Annotated in this window: 19 protein-coding genes and 1 pseudogene; 6 read left to right on the forward strand and 14 right to left on the reverse strand. The window is 72.6% G+C overall.

The window, feature by feature from the left end:
* The 3 genes from DY245_RS22775 to DY245_RS22785 form a co-directional block, all read left to right on the forward strand.
* On the forward strand, window positions 1-1,252 hold a 1,252-nt coding region (locus DY245_RS22775; protein WP_147318364.1), incomplete at its 5' end, for an ADP-ribosylglycohydrolase family protein.
* A gap of 72 nt (window positions 1,253-1,324) precedes the next feature.
* Window positions 1,325-2,560 (forward strand): CaiB/BaiF CoA transferase family protein, encoded by a 1,236-nt coding sequence (locus DY245_RS22780; RefSeq protein ID WP_128509123.1) that lies wholly within the window; start codon window positions 1,325-1,327, stop codon window positions 2,558-2,560.
* Between the two features lie 23 nt (window positions 2,561-2,583).
* Entirely contained in the window at window positions 2,584-3,627 is a 1,044-nt protein-coding gene (locus DY245_RS22785) for an HpcH/HpaI aldolase/citrate lyase family protein (protein WP_128509094.1), read from the forward strand.
* Window positions 3,628-3,948: 321 nt separating this feature from the next.
* Here the strand turns inward: DY245_RS22785 and lgt are convergent.
* From lgt to DY245_RS22850, 14 genes and pseudogenes are all read right to left on the reverse strand, one after another.
* A pseudogene (gene lgt, locus DY245_RS22790) lies at window positions 3,949-4,929 on the reverse strand (prolipoprotein diacylglyceryl transferase); the annotation flags it as partial.
* Between the two features lie 134 nt (window positions 4,930-5,063).
* Window positions 5,064-5,999, reverse strand: coding sequence for a DsbA family protein (locus tag DY245_RS22795; protein WP_128509095.1), 936 nt, complete (start codon window positions 5,997-5,999; stop codon window positions 5,064-5,066).
* Between the two features lie 116 nt (window positions 6,000-6,115).
* Window positions 6,116-6,934 (reverse strand): tryptophan synthase subunit alpha, encoded by an 819-nt coding sequence (gene trpA / locus DY245_RS22800; RefSeq protein WP_128509096.1) that lies wholly within the window; start codon window positions 6,932-6,934, stop codon window positions 6,116-6,118.
* A complete protein-coding gene (gene trpB / locus DY245_RS22805; RefSeq protein ID WP_128509097.1) occupies window positions 6,934-8,190 on the reverse strand; it encodes a tryptophan synthase subunit beta in 1,257 nt (418 codons plus the stop codon). Before trpB ends, trpA begins: the two co-directional genes overlap by 1 nt.
* Before the next feature lie 195 nt (window positions 8,191-8,385).
* Entirely contained in the window at window positions 8,386-8,625 is a 240-nt protein-coding gene (gene trpM / locus DY245_RS46625) for a tryptophan biosynthesis modulator TrpM (RefSeq protein ID WP_128509098.1), read from the reverse strand.
* Window positions 8,626-8,653: 28 nt separating this feature from the next.
* Entirely contained in the window at window positions 8,654-9,463 is an 810-nt protein-coding gene (gene trpC, locus DY245_RS22815) for an indole-3-glycerol phosphate synthase TrpC (protein ID WP_128509099.1), read from the reverse strand.
* A gap of 184 nt (window positions 9,464-9,647) precedes the next feature.
* Entirely contained in the window at window positions 9,648-10,094 is a 447-nt protein-coding gene (locus DY245_RS22820) for a DUF2752 domain-containing protein (RefSeq protein ID WP_244943202.1), read from the reverse strand.
* A gap of 143 nt (window positions 10,095-10,237) precedes the next feature.
* Window positions 10,238-10,483 carry an HGxxPAAW family protein gene (locus DY245_RS22825; protein ID WP_128509100.1) on the reverse strand — a complete coding sequence of 82 codons (246 nt, stop codon included), beginning with the start codon at window positions 10,481-10,483 and terminating at the stop codon, window positions 10,238-10,240.
* Between the two features lie 84 nt (window positions 10,484-10,567).
* Entirely contained in the window at window positions 10,568-11,227 is a 660-nt protein-coding gene (locus DY245_RS22830; protein WP_128509101.1) for a TIGR02234 family membrane protein, read from the reverse strand.
* Window positions 11,228-11,294: 67 nt separating this feature from the next.
* Window positions 11,295-12,839 (reverse strand): anthranilate synthase component I, encoded by a 1,545-nt coding sequence (locus tag DY245_RS22835; RefSeq protein WP_128509102.1) that lies wholly within the window; start codon window positions 12,837-12,839, stop codon window positions 11,295-11,297.
* A gap of 11 nt (window positions 12,840-12,850) precedes the next feature.
* Window positions 12,851-13,261, reverse strand: a complete 411-nt coding sequence (gene hisI, locus DY245_RS22840; RefSeq protein WP_128509103.1) for a phosphoribosyl-AMP cyclohydrolase — start codon at window positions 13,259-13,261, stop codon at window positions 12,851-12,853.
* 40 nt (window positions 13,262-13,301) lie between these two features.
* Complete coding sequence (locus tag DY245_RS44575) at window positions 13,302-13,457, reverse strand: hypothetical protein (protein WP_181923816.1); 156 nt, start codon at window positions 13,455-13,457, stop codon at window positions 13,302-13,304.
* Entirely contained in the window at window positions 13,454-14,086 is a 633-nt protein-coding gene (locus tag DY245_RS22845) for a TIGR03085 family metal-binding protein (RefSeq protein ID WP_128509104.1), read from the reverse strand. The genes DY245_RS44575 and DY245_RS22845 overlap by 4 nt, the downstream gene beginning before the upstream one ends.
* 83 nt (window positions 14,087-14,169) lie before the next feature.
* Window positions 14,170-15,066: a LysR family transcriptional regulator gene (locus DY245_RS22850; RefSeq protein WP_128509105.1), complete on the reverse strand. Its 897-nt coding sequence runs from the start codon at window positions 15,064-15,066 to the stop codon at window positions 14,170-14,172.
* 95 nt (window positions 15,067-15,161) lie between these two features.
* Between DY245_RS22850 and DY245_RS22855 the strand changes: the two genes are divergently transcribed.
* Genes DY245_RS22855 through DY245_RS22865 form a run of 3 tightly spaced genes read left to right on the forward strand, consistent with a single transcriptional unit; the run spans window position 15,162 to window position 18,635 of the window.
* A complete protein-coding gene (locus DY245_RS22855; RefSeq protein ID WP_128509106.1) occupies window positions 15,162-15,917 on the forward strand; it encodes a succinate dehydrogenase in 756 nt (251 codons plus the stop codon).
* A 1-nt stretch (window position 15,918) separates the two neighbouring features.
* Entirely contained in the window at window positions 15,919-17,895 is a 1,977-nt protein-coding gene (locus DY245_RS22860; RefSeq protein WP_244943203.1) for a fumarate reductase/succinate dehydrogenase flavoprotein subunit, read from the forward strand.
* The gene (locus DY245_RS22865) at window positions 17,892-18,635 is read left to right on the forward strand and encodes a succinate dehydrogenase/fumarate reductase iron-sulfur subunit (protein ID WP_128509107.1); all 744 of its coding nucleotides are present in this window, start codon (window positions 17,892-17,894) and stop codon (window positions 18,633-18,635) included. The genes DY245_RS22860 and DY245_RS22865 overlap by 4 nt, the downstream gene beginning before the upstream one ends.
* Window positions 18,636-18,638: the final 3 nt, after the last annotated feature.

Here is an 18,638-nt window from a genome sequence, read left to right on the forward strand (position 1 = left end):
GCCGGACCGGGCGGGCGCCTCCCCCGGGCCCGCGGACCCGGCCCTGCGTGCGCTCGCCGTGACGCTGCTCGACGAACTGGCGCTGCTGCCCTGCCCGTCGGCGAACGATGAGCCCACCGATCTGACGGAAATTCAGGCGGGGTGGCTGCGGGAGCCGCCGAGTGGCAGGGCGGGGCCGGGCAGCGGCGCGTCCGCCGCCCGGCTCGAAGCCGCCTGGCTCGGGCGGGCGGCCGGCTGTCTGCTCGGCAAACCGGTCGAGAAACTGCCGCTCAGCGGGGTACGGGCGCTCGCCCGCTCGACCGGCAACTGGCCGCTGGCCGCGTACTTCACCGAGATCGGACTCGACCCCGCGGTGGCCGCGCGGCACCCCTGGAACCGCCGCAGCCGCGCCACCTCGCTCGCCGAGAACATCGACGGCATGCCCGAGGACGACGACCTCAACTATCCGCTGCTCGGCCTGCTGCTCCTCGAACGCCACGGCCATGGCTTCACCACCGCCGACGTCGGACGGCTGTGGCTGGACGAGCTGCCGGCCGGCCGTACCTTCACCGCCGAGCGCCTGGCGTACCGCAATCTCCTGGACGGCATCGAGCCACCGCACACCGCGCGGCACCGCAACCCGTTCCGGGAGTGGATCGGCGCGCAGATCCGCGCGGACATCTTCGGCTGGACCCACCCCGGCGACCCGGCGGCCGCCGCGGCACAGGCCTGGCGGGACGCCACGCTCAGCCATACCGCGAACGGGGTGTACGGCGCGATGTTCGCGGCCGCCGCGCTCGCCGAGGCCGCGGGCGGTGCCACGGATGTGCACGGCGCGCTGCGCGCCGGACTCGCGGTGATCCCCGCGCGCTCCCGGCTCGCGCGGGCCGTCCGCTTCGGGATCGCGGCGGCGCACGACGAGCCCACCGGTACGCCGGAGGGTTTCGCCACCGTCGTCGACCGGCTGCACACCGCGTACGGGCACCACCACTGGGTGCACGCCGTGCCGAACGCCGCGCTGCTGGCCGCCGCGCTCACCCACGCCGACGGCGACTTCACCGGCTCCATCTGCCGTGCGGTGTCCGGCGGTTGGGACACCGACTCCAACGGCGCGACGGCCGGTTCGCTCACCGGGCTGCTCGCCGGATCGCCCGACGCACTGCCCGCCCGCTGGACGGCGCCGCTGCGGGGCCGGCTCGCCACCTCCGTCGGCAGGCTGGACGGCATCGGCTTCGACGCCCTCGCGGAACGCACCGCCGCGCTTGCCGTGTAGGGCGTGTCTTTCGGATCACCCACCCGACCTACCGGAGGCCTTTGCACCATGACCGACCCGTCCCTGTCCGGGATGTCCCGGCCCGCCGCCGGCGGCCGTCCCGCCCCGGAATCCGACCCCTCCCCCGGACCGCTCGCCGGGCTGCGGGTGCTCGATCTCGCCACCCTGTTCGCCGGTCCGCTCGCCGCCACCCTGCTCGGTGACTTCGGCGCCGAGGTGATCAAGGTCGAACATCCGCGGCGGCCCGATCCATCGCGTGGCCACGGGCCCGCCAAGGACGGCATCGGACTGTGGTGGAAGCTGCTGGGCCGCAACAAGAAGACCATGACGCTCGATCTGTCCCTGCCGGGCGGCCGGGACGTACTGCTGCGGCTCGCCGCCGGCGCGGATGTGATCGTGGAGAACTTCCGGCCCGGGACCCTGGAGAAATGGGGCCTGGGCTGGGCCGAGCTGTCCGCCGTCAACCCACGCCTGGTGCTGGCCAGGGTCACCGGCTTCGGGCAGTTCGGCCCGTACGCCCGGCGCCCCGGATTCGGCACGCTCGCCGAGGCGATGAGCGGATTCGCCGCGATCACCGGCGAGCCGGACGGGCCGCCGACCCTGCCGCCGTTCGGCCTCGCCGATGCGATCGCCGCGCTGACCACGTCGTACGCCGTGATGGCCGCGCTGCGCGGGCGGGAGGCCACCGGCCGGGGCCAGGTCGTCGATCTGGCGCTCATCGAACCGATGCTGACCGTCCTGGGTCCGCAGCCGCTCTGGTACGACCAGCTCGGCCACGTCCAGCCGCGGACCGGCAACCGCTCCGCCAATGTCGCGCCACGCAACACCTACCGCACCGCCGACGGCTCCTGGGTGGCGGTCTCCACCTCCGCCGAGTCCGTCGCCGGGCGGGTGATGCGGCTGGTCGGCCGGCCCGAGGTGATCGAGGAGCCGTGGTTCGGGACCGGTGCCGGGCGCGCACAGCACGCCGACGAGCTGGATGCGGCGGTCGGTGACTGGATCGCCCGGCACGACCGGGCCGAGGTACTGACCGCCTTCGAGGAGGCCGAGGCGGCCGTTGCGCCCATCTACGACATCCGTGAGGTGATGACGGATCCGCAGTACCGGGCGCTGGGATCGATCACCGAGATCCCGGACGAGGAGCTCGGCACGGTCCGGATGCAGAACGTCCTCTTCCGGCTCTCCGAGACGCCCGGCGCCATCCGGTGGGCGGGCCGCCCGCACGGCGCGGATACGGACGAGGTGCTGGCCGGCCTGGGGCTGACCGGCCCGGAGATCGCCGGACTGCGCGCGGCGGGGGCGCTGTGACCCCGGTGCCGCCGGAGCCGCCGATGCCCCGTACGGCCACCGCTCCCCCACCGCTGACCTGGCTGTATGTGCCCGGGGACCGGCCGGATGTGGTCGCCAAGGCGCTCGGCTGCGGGGCCGATGTGATTCTGGTCGATCTGGAGGACGCGGTCGCCCCGGGCCGCAAGGACTATGCGCTGCGCGCCACCGCCGAGCTGCTGAGCGACCCGGCACCGGGCCCGGTGCCGGTGCATGTCCGGGTCAATGCGCTGGACGGTCCGCTCGCCGAGACCGAGATCCGCACTCTGGCCGTACTGCCGGGGCTGGCCGGCCTGCGGCTGCCCAAGGTGCAGGGCCCGGCCGATGTCCACCGGGCCGCCGGCTGGGCCACGACGGCCGCGGGGCCCGTTCCCGAGCATCTCCCGTACGCCGTGGAAGCGGCCGCGCGCCCCACGGGGCGCACGCTCTCGGGACGCTTCGCCACCGCTCGTACGGCCCGTACGCCCCATATGGCCCGCGCGGCACGCACGGTCCGGTCGAGCACCACCGCCACCCTCACCCCCACGGCCACCCCCACCACGGGAGCCCTCCCCGCCACCCCGGCGCTGTACGCCCTGCTGGAGTCCGCGCTCGGCATCGAGCACGCCTTCCCCATCGCCACCGCCCACCCGGCGCTGCGCGGGATCGCGCTCGGCGAGGCCGATCTCTGCGCCGAACTGTGCGTACGGGACGAGGCGGGGCTGGCCTGGCCGCGCAGCCGGACCGTGGTCGCCGCCCGCGCGGCCGGTCTGGCCCCGCCGCCGCAGTCGGTCTACCCGGACGTCCACGATCTGGAGGGCCTGGCCCGGTCCTGCGCACAGGGCCGGGCGCTGGGGTTCCTGGGCCGGGCGGCGATCCACCCCCGCCAGCTCCCGGTCATCGAGGCGGCCCATCTCCCCTCGGCCGAGGAGATCGAGGCGGCACAGGAGATCGTCCGGGCGGCCGCGGCGGACGGCGGGGCGCAGGCGCTCACGGACGGCCGGTTCGTCGACGCGGCGGTGGTCGCGGGGGCACGGCGTGTGCTGGCCCTGGCCGAGCGCCGGCGCTGAGGCCGTACGACGCAAAGCGCCGGGCGGATTCGACGTATCGAATCCGCCCGGCGCTGGAGGCAGCCGGTGGCCGCCTCAGGACTTCTTGGAGCTGCCGCTCCCGGCGGGCTTGGCGGCATCCGCGGCCGCGGATGCTTCCTCGGGATTGTCGTCGGACTTGTCGTCGGGCTTGTCCGCAGCCTTCTCGTCGGCCTTGTCGGCAGCCATGTCGTCGGCGGGCTCGTCCTTCGCGGACGTCTCGGCCTCGTCGGCCGCCGGCTTCGCCTCGTCGTCGGCGTCGGCCTTCGTCCCGGCGTCGGCCTTCGGCTTCGCCGAGGGCTNCTCGTCGGCCGCCGGCTTCGCCTCGTCGTCGGCGTCGGCCTTCGTCCCGGCGTCGGCCTTCGGCTTCGCCGAGGGCTTGTCGACCGAGACCTTGCCTCCGTCGGTGCTGTCGCTGTCCTTGCCGCTCCCGGCGGCATCCGCGTCCGCGCCCTCCGCGAGCTGCGCCCCCGGCTCGACGACCTCTTCGCGGCCCGGTGCCTTCTTGGCGGAGATCACCAGGTAGGCGACGGCCAGCAGGCCGACGATCAGCGCGGTCCAGACGTTCAGCCGCAGACCCAGGATGTGGTGCGCCTCGTCGACCCGCATGTACTCGATCCAGGCACGGCCCGCGCAGTAGGCGGCGACGTAGAGCGCGAAGGCCCGTCCGTGGCCGAGCCGGAAGCGCTTGTCGGCCCAGATCACCAGCGCCGCGACGCCGATGCACCACAGGCACTCGTAGAGGAAGGTCGGGTGGTAGGTGCCGCCGATGCGTCCGATGGCCGGGTCGGAGCTGATCTTCAGCGCCCACGGCACGTCGGTCGGCTTGCCGTACAGCTCCTGGTTGAACCAGTTGCCCCAGCGGCCGATCGCCTGCCCGAGGGCCAGGCCGGGCGCCAGCGCGTCGGCGTAGGCCGGCATCGGGATGCCGCGCCGGCGGCAGCCGATCCAGGCGCCCACGGCGCCGAGCGCCACCGCGCCCCAGATACCGAGGCCGCCTTCCCACACCTTGAAGGCGTCGAGCGGATGGCCGTTCTCGCCGAAGTACGGTTCGTACGTCGTGATGACGTGGTAGAGGCGGCCGCCGACCAGCCCGAAGGGCACGGCCCATACGGCGATGTCCGCGACGGTTCCGGAGCGGCCACCGCGCTGGATCCAGCGCTTGTTGCCGAGCCAGACACCGACGAAGACGCCGATGATGATGCAGAACGCGTAGCCGCGCAGCGGGATCGGGCCGAGATGTACGACGCCGACCGACGGGCTGGGAATGAATGCGAGGTCCATGGCAGGGACGACGCTACCGCGCCGGGTGGGGTCGGGGACAACCCACCCGGCAACGGCTCCGTAACGACGGCGCTCTCACGCCATGACGCTGCGTGTCCGGGCTCGGCCGCAGCGGCCACGAGAGCGGCGCCCCGTCAGGACGAGGGCGAAGCGCTCCCTCCGGTCCGCATCCGCTGGGGGGAAGCGCTCTTGTCCCGCGCCGCGCCGCTGCCCGGCGCACCGCTCTTGCCAGGGGAGGCGCTCTTGCCGGGTGAGACGCTCCCGGCGGGCGAGGCGCTCTTGCCGGGCTGCTTGCCCTTGTTGGCGTCCAGCACCATCTTCTTCAGGTCCGCGGGGGTGGACCGGCCGCCCTTCTCCTTGGCGAGGTCCTTGCCGTTGAGCAGGACGGTCGGGGTGCCGCGGTATCCGGAGTTGGCGAAGGCGTCGTTGGACTTACGCACAAAGGCGTCGTACTTGCCGTCGTTGACGCACTTGGTGAAGGCGGGGGTCACCAGTCCCTTGACCTTGCCGGCCAGCTGGATCAGGTACTGCTTGTCGGCGAACTTGTCCTGCGGTTCGGGCGGCTGGTTGGCGTAGAGCACATCGTGGTAGTCGCGGAACCGCCCGGCGTCCTGCGCGCACAGGGCGGCGTTGGCGGCGTTGAGGGATCCCTTGCCGCCGGAGTTGCCGTCGATGATCGTCACGAGGTGGTACTCGTTCTTGAGCTGGCCGGAATCCTGCAGTTCATGGATCACCGGACGGAAGCCGGTCTCGAACTGCTGGCAGGCGGGGCAGCGGAAGTCCTCCCACACCGTCAGCGTGGACGGGGCGTCGGCCGCGCCCACGGGGATGGCGGGTTTGTCGCCGCCGCTGGCCTGCTTCGGGCGGGCCGTTTCGTTGTCGGAGCTGCTCCCGCCGCCGCTGGACGACGACATCCAGACGGCGATGCCGCTCCCGACCGCGAGCACCACCACCACCGCCCCGGCGACGATCGTCTGTCGGCCGCGCCGGGCGCGCGCCTTCTCCTTCTCCCGCTGTTCCTGCAGTCGCTCGCGGGCGCTTCTCTTACCCTCATGGTTCTTCTGGCTCACGCCCCTGGACAACGAAGCGGAGGGGTGCCGCTGCACCCCTCCGCACCGATGTTCGCCCTATCGAGGGACAGTGCCGCGCGCCGCCATGGACATCGGCCCGGCCGCGCGCACCCCTGCTAGGCCCGCTTGCGTACGCCCTCGGCCAGCTCGCCGGCCAGGGTCCGGACCCCGGCGAGGCCGGCGTCCAGGTCGCCGTCCGCCGCCAGCAGCCGCTTGACGAACGCCGAGCCGACGATCACTCCGTCGGCGAACTGGGCCACCTCGGCGGCCTGTTCGGGGTTGGAGACGCCCAGGCCGACGCAGACCGGCAGGTCGGTGGTGGCGCGGGTGCGGGCCACCAGCTCCTGGGCCTCGCGGCCGACGGACTCGCGGGTGCCGGTGACGCCCATCAGCGAGGCGGCGTAGACGAAGCCGCTGCCGGCCGCGGTGATCTTGGCGAGCCGCTCGTCCCGGCTGCTCGGCGCGACCACGAAGACGGTGGCCAGACCGTGCTGCTCGGCGGCCTTGCGCCACACCTCGGACTCCTCGACCGGCAGGTCCGGCAGGATGCAGCCGGCGCCGCCCGCCTCGGCCAGGTCGGCGGCGAACCGCTCGACGCCGTAGCGGTCGACGGGGTTCCAGTACGTCATGCACAGCACCGGGGCACCGGTGGCGGCGTGCACCTCGCGGACCGTGCGGATCACATCGACGATCTTCACGCCGCCGCGCAGCGCGATGTCGTCGGCGGTCTGGATGACCGGGCCGTCCAGGACGGGGTCGCTGTGCGGCAGGCCGACCTCGACGATGTCGCAGCCGCCGTCCAGCATCTCGGTCATCGCCCGTACGCCGCCGTCCACGGTCGGGAAGCCGGCCGGGAGGTAGCCGACGAGCGCGGCACGGTTCTCGGTGCGGGCCTGGGCCAGCACCGCGTTCAGCAGTTCCACGTTGCCCGCCATCACTTGGCCCCCTGGCCCTCGCCGTTGTTGTCGCCGTCGTACAGCCCGAAGTAGCGGGCGGCGGTGTCCATGTCCTTGTCGCCCCGCCCGGAGAGGTTGACCAGCAGCAGGCCCTCGGGGCCCAGCTCGCGGCCGACCTCCAGGGCGCCGGCCAGCGCGTGGGCGCTCTCGATCGCCGGGATGATGCCCTCGGTCTGCGACAGCAGCCGCAGCGCCTGCATCGCCGCGTCGTCGGTGACCGCGCGGTATTCGGCGCGGCCGGCGTCCTTGAGGTAGGCGTGCTCGGGGCCGATGCCGGGGTAGTCCAGACCGGCCGAGATCGAGTACGGCTCGGTGATCTGGCCGTCCTCGTCCTGGAGAACGTAGCTGCGGGAGCCGTGCAGGATGCCGGGGGTGCCCTCGGTGAGGGTGGCCGCGTGCTCGCCGGTCTCCACGCCGTGGCCGCCGGGCTCGCAGCCGATCAGACGGACGTCCTTGTCGGGGAGGAAGGCGTGGAAGAGGCCGATGGCGTTGGAGCCGCCGCCGACGCAGGCCAGCGCGGCGTCCGGCAGCCGGCCTGCGCGCTCGATGATCTGGCGGCGGGCCTCGACGCCGATGACGCGGTGGAAGTCGCGCACCAGGGCCGGGAAGGGGTGCGGTCCGGCGACCGTGCCGAAGAGGTAGTGGGTGCGGTCGACGTTGGCGACCCAGTCGCGGAAGGCCTCGTTGATGGCGTCCTTGAGGGTGCGGCTGCCGGACGTCACGGAGATGACCTCGGCGCCGAGCATCCGCATCCGGGCAACGTTGAGGGCCTGCCGCTTGGTGTCGACCTCGCCCATGTAGATGGTGCAGTCGAGGCCGAAGAGGGCGCAGGCGGTGGCGGTGGCGACGCCGTGCTGCCCGGCGCCGGTCTCGGCGATGACGCGGGTCTTGCCCATCCGCTTGGTGAGCAGCGCCTGGCCCAGCACGTTGTTGATCTTGTGCGAGCCGGTGTGGTTGAGGTCCTCGCGCTTGAGGAACACCCGGGCCCCGCCGGCCTGTTCGGCGAACCGCGGCACCTCGGTGAGCGCGCTGGGGCGCCCGGTGTAGTTGACCATCAGGTCGTTGAGCTCGGCCGCGAAGGCGGGGTCCGACTTGGCCTTCTCGTACTCGGCGGCGACCTCGTCGACCGCGGCGACCAGCGCCTCGGGGATGAACTTGCCGCCGAAGGCACCGAAATAGCCTTCGGGGGTGGGCACGCGCCCCTCGGGGTCGGGAAGGAAGAACTCGGAGGACATCTGACGCACTCCTAGGCCGGGGCGGCTGCCCCGGAGGTCCGGTTTATGTCGGAATTTTCGAGATGCGGGCATTACGGTATGCGGCGCGCGCTGCGGAGGGTCGCCGCCGTCGCGGAGCCGGCGGGGCCGGTGCCGCGGAGGGGGCGGACAGGGGCGTGCTTCAGAGCAGCCCGGCGCCGGCGAGGGGCCGACGCGTCAGCGCGCGGACCCCGGTCGCCATCGCATGCCGTTGATCTGTCCCGGCTCGGATCCGATGTGGTACCTGACCCTGCGCCCGTGGACCCGCCGTGCGGGTGCCCGGCAGCCCCGCGGGCGGCAGCCGCGGCCGAGGGCGGGGTGGGGAATGCGGGAGGCCCCCGCCGCGGCGGGCAGGCCGGCCTGGCCCGGGTGCGGTACCCGGGCGGGGCGGCGGATGCCTGCGGCGATGGCGGTCATGTCGGTGTGCCGGTGTCCTTGCTGTCCGCTAGGACCGGCCGTGGCGGATCGCCGGGTGGGAGCCCGCCGCGACCAGGTCGGCGACCGCGGTCTTGGGGTCCTTGCCGGTGACCAGCGACTCACCGACCAGCACCGCGTCCGCGCCGTCGTTGGCGTAGGCGATCAGGTCGTGCGGTCCGCGGACACCGGACTCGGCGATCTTGACGATGTGGTCGGGGATCTCGGGGGCGACCCGGGCGAAGTTGCCGCGGTCGACCTCAAGCGTCTTCAGGTTGCGCGCGTTGACGCCGATGATCCGGGCGCCGGCGTCCACCGCGCGGGCGACCTCTTCCTCGTCGTGCACCTCGACCAGCGGCGTCAGCCCGATCGACTCGGCCCGCTCGATCAGCGAGACCAGGGCCTCCTGCTCCAGGGCGGAGACGATCAGCAGTGCCAGGTCGGCGCCGTAGGCACGGGCCTCCCACAGCTGGTAGGCGGTGACGATGAAGTCCTTGCGCAGGACGGGGATGTCGACCTTGGCGCGTACCGCCTCCAGGTCGGCCAGCGAACCGCCGAACTTGCGCTGCTCGGTGAGGACGGAGATGACCGCGGCGCCGCCCGCTTCGTAGTCGGCGGCCAGGCCGGCCGGGTCGGCGATCGCGGCAAGCGCGCCCTTGGAGGGGCTGGAGCGCTTGACCTCGCAGATCACCGTGACGCTCTCGCCCTTGAGGGCCGCGACACCGTCCTTCGCGGGGCGCGCCTTCTGGGCCCGCTCCTTGAGCTCGTCGAGAGTGACGCGGGCCTGCCGCTCCGCGAGGTCGGCGCGGACCCCGTCGATGATCTCGTCGAGCACACTCACGCGAGCGGCCTCCTTCTTGAGCGGTGGAGGTGGACAGTGGCCCGTGGGACGAACTGTCCCATCCGGCTCTCCGATGGTATCCGCCATACGATGCAGGTCCCGCATCCGGTTGACCGTGGTCCCACAACCTGGACATCTCCGGGTTCCGCGGGGATCTGCACGCCCGGCCCGGGCGGTCGGCCGGTCATGGGATCAGTCCGCCGCCGAAGGGGAGGTTGCGGACGACGGTGAAGGCCAGCAGCAGCCCGCCCAGCGCCCACCAGTGGACGGCTCTCGGCCGGGGGCCCGCCGTACGGTGTCCGCGCGCCGCCCGGCCCAGCCAGAGCAGCCAGAAGACCGCACAGGCGGCGTACGCGGCCACCGCGAGGGCGTTGGCCCCCAGCGCCGCGGCCGGGTCGCCGTGTGCGAGGTCATGTGCGCTGCGCAGTCCGCCGCAGGCCGGGCAGTAGAGGCCGGTGAGGTGCAGCAGCGGGCAGACGGGGTAGTGGCCGGGCTCGTTCGGATCGACGGCGCCGACGTAGGCGAAGGCGGCGGCGGTGGCCGCGAGGGCGCCCAGGGGCGCCGCGAGGCGGCGTGGCAGACCGCCCTCCAGCGGGGCTTTCGGTCGGAGCTCGGCCACGGGATCGCTCACGCTGCCGATTGTCCTGCCTCACGCGTGAAGGCGCAGCTTCTCGGCCGCCGTACGGGGTGTGCACGGACGGCGGGTACGGCACCCACGGGTGCGTACGGGCCGGGAAGCGGCGCCTTCGAGGGGCGTTGCGAGGAGAGCGGGGCTCAGCTCTCCTGCGGCTGGGCCTGCGCCTGGGCAAGCGGCTTGGCGGAGCGCTTGGGCTCCTGGCCCATGCCGGCCGCGCGCATCAGGCCACCCACCACGGCGCCGAGACCGATCAGCGCCATGCCGGCCCAGAAGCCGGGCACATTCGCCAGCACGATGAAGGCTCCGGCGACACAGAAGCCGATGAACGAGATGATGACGCCGGTCCAGGCGGCGGGGGTGTGTCCGTGGCCACTGCTCGACATGAATGCTCCTCGTTGCTCTATCGCGCCGGTTCCGGGCGCGGTGATCCTCGTCGCCCATTGTCACCGATGACGGGCCGGACACTTTTACCGGGTGGGGTCCTCACCGCGGTCCAGGGACTTCCAGATCTCCTCCGGACGGTCCAGATCCGGCGCGGCCGGGGCACGCCGCGGACCGCGGGCGCCGCCGGGCGTGCGCTCGTAACGGCCCGACATTGCAGGCCAGTGGCGGCCCTGCGCGAGCGCCAGCAGTCCGGCGATCAGCAGCAGCAGTCCGCCGGCCGCGGCCACCCACGGCCAGCCGGTGTGCGTGACGTGATGCACATCGGCGCCGCTCAGCCCGACCGCCGTCGCGGCCTTCTCGCGCAGCGCGGAGGTGTCGGTGTTGCCCAGCACCGCGGCGACGACGATGCCGATGCCGCTGAGCGCGAGCAGCGCGGCCACCGCGATCCGGCCGGCCCGGCGCACCGCGAAGACGGCGACCAGCGCGGCCAGGCCGACGACGGCGAGCGCACCGGGCACGCCGGTCACATCGGCGCCGGTCACGGTGCGCGGCAGTTCGCCCTGGGCGAGCACCGCGGAGCCCGTGGCCCAGGTGCGGCCGGAGGCCAGCAGCGCCAGGCTCGCGCCGGCCGCGCCGGCCAGCAGCGCGAGGGCCAGGCTCCGCCTGGCGCTGTGGGGCGCGGCGGCCGGCGCCGGCGCGGAAGCGGGCGCGGCGTCTGTGGGGGTATGGGATGCGGCACTCACGCGTACCACTATCGCGCACCGGCCGGCGGGGACCGGCGCGCGGGGTGGGTAGCGGGCGTGCGGCCGGCTACTTGCCCAGGTGGTTGGCGGTGTGCACGGCGCGCAGCACCGCGGCCGCCTTGTTGCGGCACTCGGTGTCCTCGGCCACCGGGTCGGAGTCGGCGACCACGCCGGCGCCCGCCTGGACGTAGGCGGTGCCGTCCCGCAGCAGCGCCGTACGGATCGCGATGGCGGTGTCGGAGTCGCCGGCGAAGTCGAGATAGCCCACGCAGCCGCCGTACAGGCCGCGCCGGGTCGGCTCCAGCTCCTCGATGATCTGCATGGCGCGGGGCTTGGGCGCGCCGGAGAGGGTGCCGGCGGGGAAGCAGGCGGTGAGCACGTCGAAGGCGGTACGGCCCTTGGCCACCTTTCCGGTGACCGTCGAGACGATGTGCATGACGTGGCTGTAGCGCTCGATGGACATGAAGTCGACGACCTCGACGCTGCCCGGTTCGCAGACCCGGCCCAGGTCGTTGCGGCCCAGGTCGACCAGCATCAGATGCTCGGCGCGCTCCTTGGGGTCGGCCATCAGCTCGTCCGCGAGGGCCTGGTCCTCCTGGACGGATGCGCCGCGCGGGCGGGTGCCGGCGATGGGGTGCACCATCGCCCGGCCGGCCTCGACCTTGACCAGTGCCTCAGGGCTGGAGCCGACCACGTCGAAGGCTGCCCGCTGCCCGCCCTCGCCGCCGTCGAAGCGGAAGAGGTACATGTACGGGCTGGGGTTGGTGGCGCGCAGCGCCCGGTAGACGTCCAACGCGCTGGCCGTGCACGGGGTTTCGAAGCGCTGGGAGGGCACGACCTGGAAGGCCTCGCCGGCCCGGATGCGCTCCTTGATGTCCTCGACGGCTTCCTGGTAGGCGGCGCCGCCCCACTCGGCGGTGTACGGCGGGACCTCGGACGGCGGCATCGCGGCGGCGCCGGCGTGCGCGGGCCGGGCGAGGTCGTCGGCCATGGTGTCCAGGCGGGCCACCGCGTCCGCGTAGGCCTCGTCGATGCCGGTGTCGAGGTCGTTGTGGTTGATCGCGTTGGCGATCAGCAGGACCGTGCCGCTCCAGTGGTCGAGGACGGCGAGGTCGGAGGTGAGCAGCATGGTCAGCTCGGGCAGCTGGAGGTCGTCGGCGGTCTGCTCGCCGATCTTCTCCAGCCGGCGCACGATGTCGTAGCCGAGGTAGCCGACCATGCCGCCGGTGAACGGCGGCAGCCCCTCGCCCTCGATGAGGTCCCGGGGGGTGTGCAGCGCCTCGACGGTGGCGCGCAGCGCGGCGAGCGGGTCGCCGTCGGTGGGCACGCCGACGGGCGGGGCGCCCAGCCAGTGCGCCTGTCCGTCACGGGTGGTGAGGGTGGCGGCGCTGCGGACGCCGATGAAGGAGTAGCGCGACCACGTACGGCCGTTCTCGGCGGATTCCAGCAGGAAGGTGCCGGGGCGTTCGGCGGCGAGTTTGCGGTAGAGCCCGACCGGTGTGTCGCCGTCCGCGAGCAGGCGCCGGGTGACGGGGATGACCCGCCGGTCCTTGGCGAGGGTGCGGAAGGTGTCGAGGTCCGGAGTGGCAGTGCCGGTGGTTCCCGTGGTCATGGCAGCGGAGCCTACTGGTCTTGGCCCTGCTCGGTGGCCAGCACATCGGCGTCGAAGCAGGTGCGGTCGCCGGTGTGGCAGGCGGCGCCGATCTGGTCGACCTGGATCAGGACGGTGTCCGCGTCGCAGTCCAGCGCGACCGACTTGACGAGCTGGATGTGGCCGGAGGTGTCGCCCTTGACCCAGTACTCCTGGCGGCTGCGGGACCAGTACGTGCAGCGGCCGGTGGTGAGCGTACGGTGCAGCGCCTCGTCGTCCATCCAGCCGAGCATCAGCACCTCGCCGGTGTCGTACTGCTGGGCGATGGCGGGGACCAGGCCGTCGGCGCCGCGCTTGAGGCGGGCGGCGACGGCGGGATCCAGGGCGGACTCGGCCGGGGAAGCGGGGGCGGCGTCCGGGGCGGGGGTGCGGCTGCTGGTCATGGCTCCATTGTGCCGTGCGGCATCCTGCAGACATGCATCATCAGCAGCCCCCGCCCGTGCCGCCACCGCCGCCGGATCCGGACCGCGCCGCGCGGGTGGCGGCACGGGTGCTGGGGGCGGTGTTCGTGGCGGCGGTGGTGGTGGCTGTGGTGGTCGCGGTGGTGGTGTTGCGGAGGTAGCCCGGTACGGGGCTCACACCCCCAGCTTCGCCGCCATCAGCTGCGCGATCGCGTCCTTGTCGCCGTCCAGTTCCACATCGGCGGCCTCCTGCCGGCCGAAGGCGAACATGGTCAGCTCACCCGGCTCCCCGACGACCGTGACCACCGGGGCGCCACGATGCGCCACCGCGGTCCGCCCGTCCGGCCGCCGCAGCACCATCCCGACCGGGGACTTGCGCCCCAGCACCCGGGCCATCCGCTCGATCCTCGACCAGAGCGCGTCCGCGAACACCGGGTCCAGCTCGCGCGCGGCCCAGTCCGGCTGCGCGCGCCGTACGTCCTCGGCGTGCACATAGAACTCGACGGTGTTGGACGCCTCGTCGATCTGCTTCAGCGCGAACGGCGAAAACCGCGGCGGCCCGGTCCTGATCAGCTGGATCAGCTCCTCGTACGGCTTGCCGGCGAACTCCGCCTGCACCCGCTCCAGCCGTGCGGCCAGCGGCTTGACGAGGATCCCGCCGGCCGCGTCGGCGCGCCGCTCGCGCACCACCACATGCGCGGCCAGCTCCCGCGCGTTCCAGTTCTCACACAGCGTCGGCGCCTCGGGGCCTGCGCTCTCCAACAGGTCGGCGAGAAGGAGCCGTTCACGCTTCGCATGGGTCGACATGTGGCCAGCCTACGACCGGCCCCGGTCTCCTGCCACGGCACCGCACCCGTCCCTCGCGGGGGTGGCCGGCCGGTCGCCGCGGCTCAGGACATACCCAGGCCCAGGTGGTCCAGCAGGATGCGCTCCAGCTCCCGGGCGGCGCGCGGCGGGGAGACGTCGCCCCGGTGGGCGACGGAGATCACCCGGTGCATACCGGGGGTCGCGAAGCGGGTGACGCGCAGACCGGAGCGTTCGGCGACCATGCTGGGGACGACGGCGACGCCCAGCCCGGCCCGTACGAAGCCGAGGACGGCGTCCATCTCGCCGCCCTCGACGGTGAAGGTGGGTTCGAAGCCGGCCGCCCGGCAGGCCGCGGTGGTGAATTCCCGCAGGTCGTAGCCGCGGCGGAACATGGCGAGCGGCCGGCCGCGCAGATCCTCCACACGGATGCGGGTGCGCCGGCCGACGGGGGCGGGGCGGTCGGGGGCGGAGACCACGACGAGTTCCTCGCGCAGCAGGTCGGAGGTGGCCAGGGCGGGAGCCTGGACCGGGAGCGGGGTGATGATCAGGGCCAGGTCGAGTGCGCCGTCGGCCAGTGCCCGGACCAGGTCCTGTGAGCCGTCCTCGGTCACGATCAGGTCGACGCCCGGGTAGGTGGCGTGGAAGGCGCTGAGGACGTCCGGGACGAGGCTGGCGCAGAGGCTGGGCGGGGCGCCGAGGCGGAGCCGGCCGCGGCGCAGCTGGGCGACCTCCTGGACCTCGCGGCGGGCGGTCTCGGTGTCGGCGAGGATGCGCCGGGCGAGCGGGAGCAGGGTCTCGCCGGCGTCGGTGAGGGTGATGTGGCCGCGGGCGCGGTGGAAGAGTTCGGCGCCCAACTCCCGTTCCAGCGCCCGGATTTGCTGTGAGAGGGAGGGCTGGGCGACATGTTCGCGTTCGGCGGCGCGGGTGAAGTGGCGGGTGTCGGCCACGGCGGTGAAGTAGCGGAGCTGCTGCAGCTGCATAAGGGGAATCTAAAGCATCGATAGGCCTGGCCTATCGAGATGAGCCAGACCATGTCTTGGACTGATGGGCCGGACGGTCCATACCGTCGGGACCCATGGCACTGGACACGCGGACGGATCGACGGCCGTCCTTCGCGGGCCTTCTGTGGGGCTCGACCGTCGGCAAGAAGACGGCGATGGCCGTCAGCGGCATCGTGATGCTGCTGTATCTGGTCGTCCATATGCTGGGCAACCTCAAGATCTTCTTCGGGGCCGCGGACTTCGACGCGTACGCCGCCTGGCTGCGCACCATCGGCGAGCCGTTCCTGCACCACGAGTGGTTCCTGTGGATCGCGCGGGTGGTGCTGGTGGCCGCGGTCGTGGTCCATGCGGTGGCCGCGTACCAGCTCAGCCGGCGGGACATCGCCGCCCGCCCGACGAACTATGCCCACCCGTCGCCCGGCCACCACCCCTGGCCGAGGCGCTTCGCGCCGCACCTCCTTCTGCGCCGCCGCGCGAGCTATGCCACCCGGACGATGCGCTGGGGCGGTGTCATCCTCGGCCTGTTCATCGTCTGGCACATCCTGGACCTGACAACGCTGACGGTGAATCCGCGCGCCGAGGCCGGCCATCCGTACGAGAACGTCGTGGCGACCTTCTCCACCTGGTACGGCAACACCGTCTACATCGTGGCGATGCTCGCGCTGGGCCTGCACATCCGGCACGGCTTCTGGAGCGCCGCGCAGACCCTGGGCGCGGGCCGGCCCGGCCGCGACCGGCTGCTCAGGGGCCTCGCGAACGGGCTCGCCGCCGCCTTGACCCTGGGCTTCATCGCCGTCCCCGTCTCCGTGATGACCGGAGTAGTGAGCTGACATGACTTCGACCGCCGACCTGACGACGCACGGCAACTACGCCGACTACGTGACCGGCCTGCCCGTCGCCGACACCGCGGCCCCCGACGGGCCGATCGCCGAGCGCTGGGACCGCCGCCGCTTCGAGGCGAAGCTGGTCAACCCGGCCAACCGCCGCAAGCACACGATCATCGTCGTCGGCACCGGGCTCGCGGGCGGCGCGGCCGGCGCGACGCTCGCCGAACAGGGCTACCACGTCGAGCAGTTCTGCTACCAGGACTCGCCGCGCCGGGCGCACTCCATCGCCGCCCAGGGCGGGATCAACGCCGCGAAGAACTACCGCAACGACGGCGACTCCGTCCACCGCCTCTTCTACGACACCGTCAAGGGTGGCGACTTCCGCGCCCGTGAGTCGAACGTCCACCGCCTCGCGCAGATCTCCGTCGAGATCATCGACCAGTGCGTGGCACAGGGTGTGCCGTTCGCCCGCGAGTACGGCGGCCTGCTCGACACCCGGTCCTTCGGCGGCGTACAGGTGTCACGGACGTTCTACGCCCGCGGCCAGACGGGCCAGCAGCTGCTGCTCGGCGCCTACCAGGCGCTGTCCCGGCAGATCGCCGCCGGGAACGTGGCCATGCATCCGCGTACCGAGATGCTCGATGTGATCGTGGTGGACGGGCGGGCCCGGGGCATCGTCGCCCGTGACCTGATCACCGGGAAGATCGACACCTACTTCGCGGACGCGGTGGTGCTCGCCACCGGCGGCTACGGCAACGTCTTCTACCTGTCGACGAACGCCATGAACTCCAACGCCACGGCGGTGTGGCGGGCCCACCGCCGCGGGGCGTACTTCGCCAACCCCTGCTTCACACAGATCCACCCCACCTGCATTCCGCGCACCGGCGACCACCAGTCGAAGCTGACGCTGATGAGTGAGTCGCTGCGCAACGACGGCCGTATCTGGGTGCCGAAGACCCGCGGCGACGACCGCCCGCCGAACAAGATCCCCGAGGACGAGCGCGACTACTACCTGGAGCGCATCTACCCGTCCTTCGGCAACCTCGTGCCCCGCGACATCGCGTCCAGGGCCGCGAAGAACGTCTGCGACGAAGGGCGCGGCGTCGGCCCCGGCGGCCAGGGCGTCTACCTCGACTTCGCGGACGCCCTCGCGCGCATGGGCCGCAAGGCCGTCGAGGCGAAGTACGGCAACCTCTTCGACATGTACGCCCGGATCACCGACGAGGACCCGTACCAGGTCCCGATGCGGATCTACCCGGCCGTGCACTACACGATGGGCGGCCTCTGGGTCGACTACGACCTGCAGACCACGATCCCCGGCCTGTTCGCGATCGGTGAGGCCAACTTCTCGGACCACGGCGCGAACCGGCTCGGCGCCTCGGCCCTGATGCAGGGGCTCGCGGACGGCTACTTCGTACTGCCCTCCACCATCAACGACTACCTGGCGCGCCATCCGCACCACGACGAGGTCTCCGGCGAGCACCCTGTCGTACGGGACGTGGTGGCCGAGACCGAGGACCGGCTCGCGAAGCTGCTCGCCGTCGACGGCGACCGTACGCCCGACTCCTTCCACCGCGAACTCGGCGAGCTGATGTGGGAGTTCTGCGGTATGGCCCGTACGGAAACGGGGCTGCGCAAGGCCCTGGAGCGCATCCCGCAGATCCGTGCGGAGTTCTGGCGCCGCATCAAGGTGCCCGGCACCGGTGAGGAGTTCAACCAGTCCCTGGAGAAGGCCAACCGCATCGTCGACTACCTGGAGCTCGCCGAGCTGATGTGCCTCGACGCCCTGCACCGCGCCGAGTCCTGCGGCGGGCACTTCCGCGAGGAGTATCGGACCCCGGACGGCGAGGCGGCCCGGCGCGACGGGGAGTTCTCGTATGCCGCCGCCTGGGAGTTCGTCGCGACCGGTGACGCTCCCGTCCTTCACAAGGAAGACCTCGTCTTCGAGTACGTCCACCCCACCCAGCGGAGCTACGCATGAGGCTCACCCTGCGCGTCTGGCGCCAGAAGAACGCCGACGCCCCCGGCGCGATGTCCACGTACGAGGTGGACGGCATCTCCCCGGACATGTCGTTCCTGGAGATGCTCGACACCCTCAACGAGGAGCTGATCCTGGGCGGTGACGACCCGGTCGCCTTCGACCACGACTGCCGCGAGGGCATCTGCGGCGCCTGCTCGCTCGTCATCAACGGCGACGCCCACGGCCCGGAGCGGACCACCACCTGCCAGCTGCACATGCGGTCCTTCTCCGACGGCGACACCATCGACATCGAGCCCTGGCGCGCCTCGGCCTTCCCCGTCGTCAAGGACCTGGTCGTCGACCGCTCCGCCTTCGACCGCATCATCCAGTCCGGCGGCTACATCACCGCCCCCACCGGCGCCGCCCCCGAAGCGCACGCCACCGCCGTTCCCAAGCCGGCCGCCGACACCGCCTTCGAACACGCCGAGTGCATCGGCTGCGGCGCCTGCGTGGCGGCCTGCCCCAACGGCTCGGCGATGCTCTTCACCTCCGCCAAGGTCGTCCACCTCAACTCCCTGCCCCAGGGAGCCCCGGAGCGCGCCTCGCGCGTTTTGGACATGGTCGGCCAGATGGACGCCGAGGGCTTCGGCGGCTGCACCAACACCGGCGAATGCGCCACCGCCTGCCCCAAGGGCATTCCGCTGTTCAGCATCAGCACGATGAACCGCGAGTTCGTACGGGCGGCACGGAAGGGGCGCTGAGTC

The organism is Streptomyces inhibens (genome assembly GCF_003389455.1).
Taxonomy (GTDB): domain Bacteria; phylum Actinomycetota; class Actinomycetes; order Streptomycetales; family Streptomycetaceae; genus Streptomyces; species Streptomyces inhibens.

What these genes read in the sequence shown, in the direction of transcription:
- DY245_RS22780 (WP_128509123.1), top strand. Translation starts at nt 1,325, where the DNA reads ATGTCCCGGCCCGCCGCCGGCGGCCGTCCCGCCCCGGAATCCGACCCC.
- DY245_RS22785 (WP_128509094.1), top strand. Translation starts at nt 2,584, where the DNA reads ATGCCCCGTACGGCCACCGCTCCCCCACCGCTGACCTGGCTGTATGTG.
- trpA (WP_128509096.1), bottom strand. Translation starts at nt 6,934, where the DNA reads ATGGCGGGCAACGTGGAACTGCTGAACGCGGTGCTGGCCCAGGCCCGC.
- trpB (WP_128509097.1), bottom strand. Translation starts at nt 8,190, where the DNA reads ATGTCCTCCGAGTTCTTCCTTCCCGACCCCGAGGGGCGCGTGCCCACC.
- trpM (WP_128509098.1), bottom strand. Translation starts at nt 8,625, where the DNA reads ATGACCGCCATCGCCGCAGGCATCCGCCGCCCCGCCCGGGTACCGCAC.
- DY245_RS22825 (WP_128509100.1), bottom strand. Translation starts at nt 10,483, where the DNA reads ATGTCGAGCAGTGGCCACGGACACACCCCCGCCGCCTGGACCGGCGTC.
- DY245_RS22835 (WP_128509102.1), bottom strand. Translation starts at nt 12,839, where the DNA reads ATGACCACGGGAACCACCGGCACTGCCACTCCGGACCTCGACACCTTC.
- hisI (WP_128509103.1), bottom strand. Translation starts at nt 13,261, where the DNA reads ATGACCAGCAGCCGCACCCCCGCCCCGGACGCCGCCCCCGCTTCCCCG.
- DY245_RS22845 (WP_128509104.1), bottom strand. Translation starts at nt 14,086, where the DNA reads ATGTCGACCCATGCGAAGCGTGAACGGCTCCTTCTCGCCGACCTGTTG.
- DY245_RS22850 (WP_128509105.1), bottom strand. Translation starts at nt 15,066, where the DNA reads ATGCAGCTGCAGCAGCTCCGCTACTTCACCGCCGTGGCCGACACCCGC.
- DY245_RS22855 (WP_128509106.1), top strand. Translation starts at nt 15,162, where the DNA reads ATGGCACTGGACACGCGGACGGATCGACGGCCGTCCTTCGCGGGCCTT.
- DY245_RS22860 (WP_244943203.1), top strand. Translation starts at nt 15,919, where the DNA reads ATGACTTCGACCGCCGACCTGACGACGCACGGCAACTACGCCGACTAC.
- DY245_RS22865 (WP_128509107.1), top strand. Translation starts at nt 17,892, where the DNA reads ATGAGGCTCACCCTGCGCGTCTGGCGCCAGAAGAACGCCGACGCCCCC.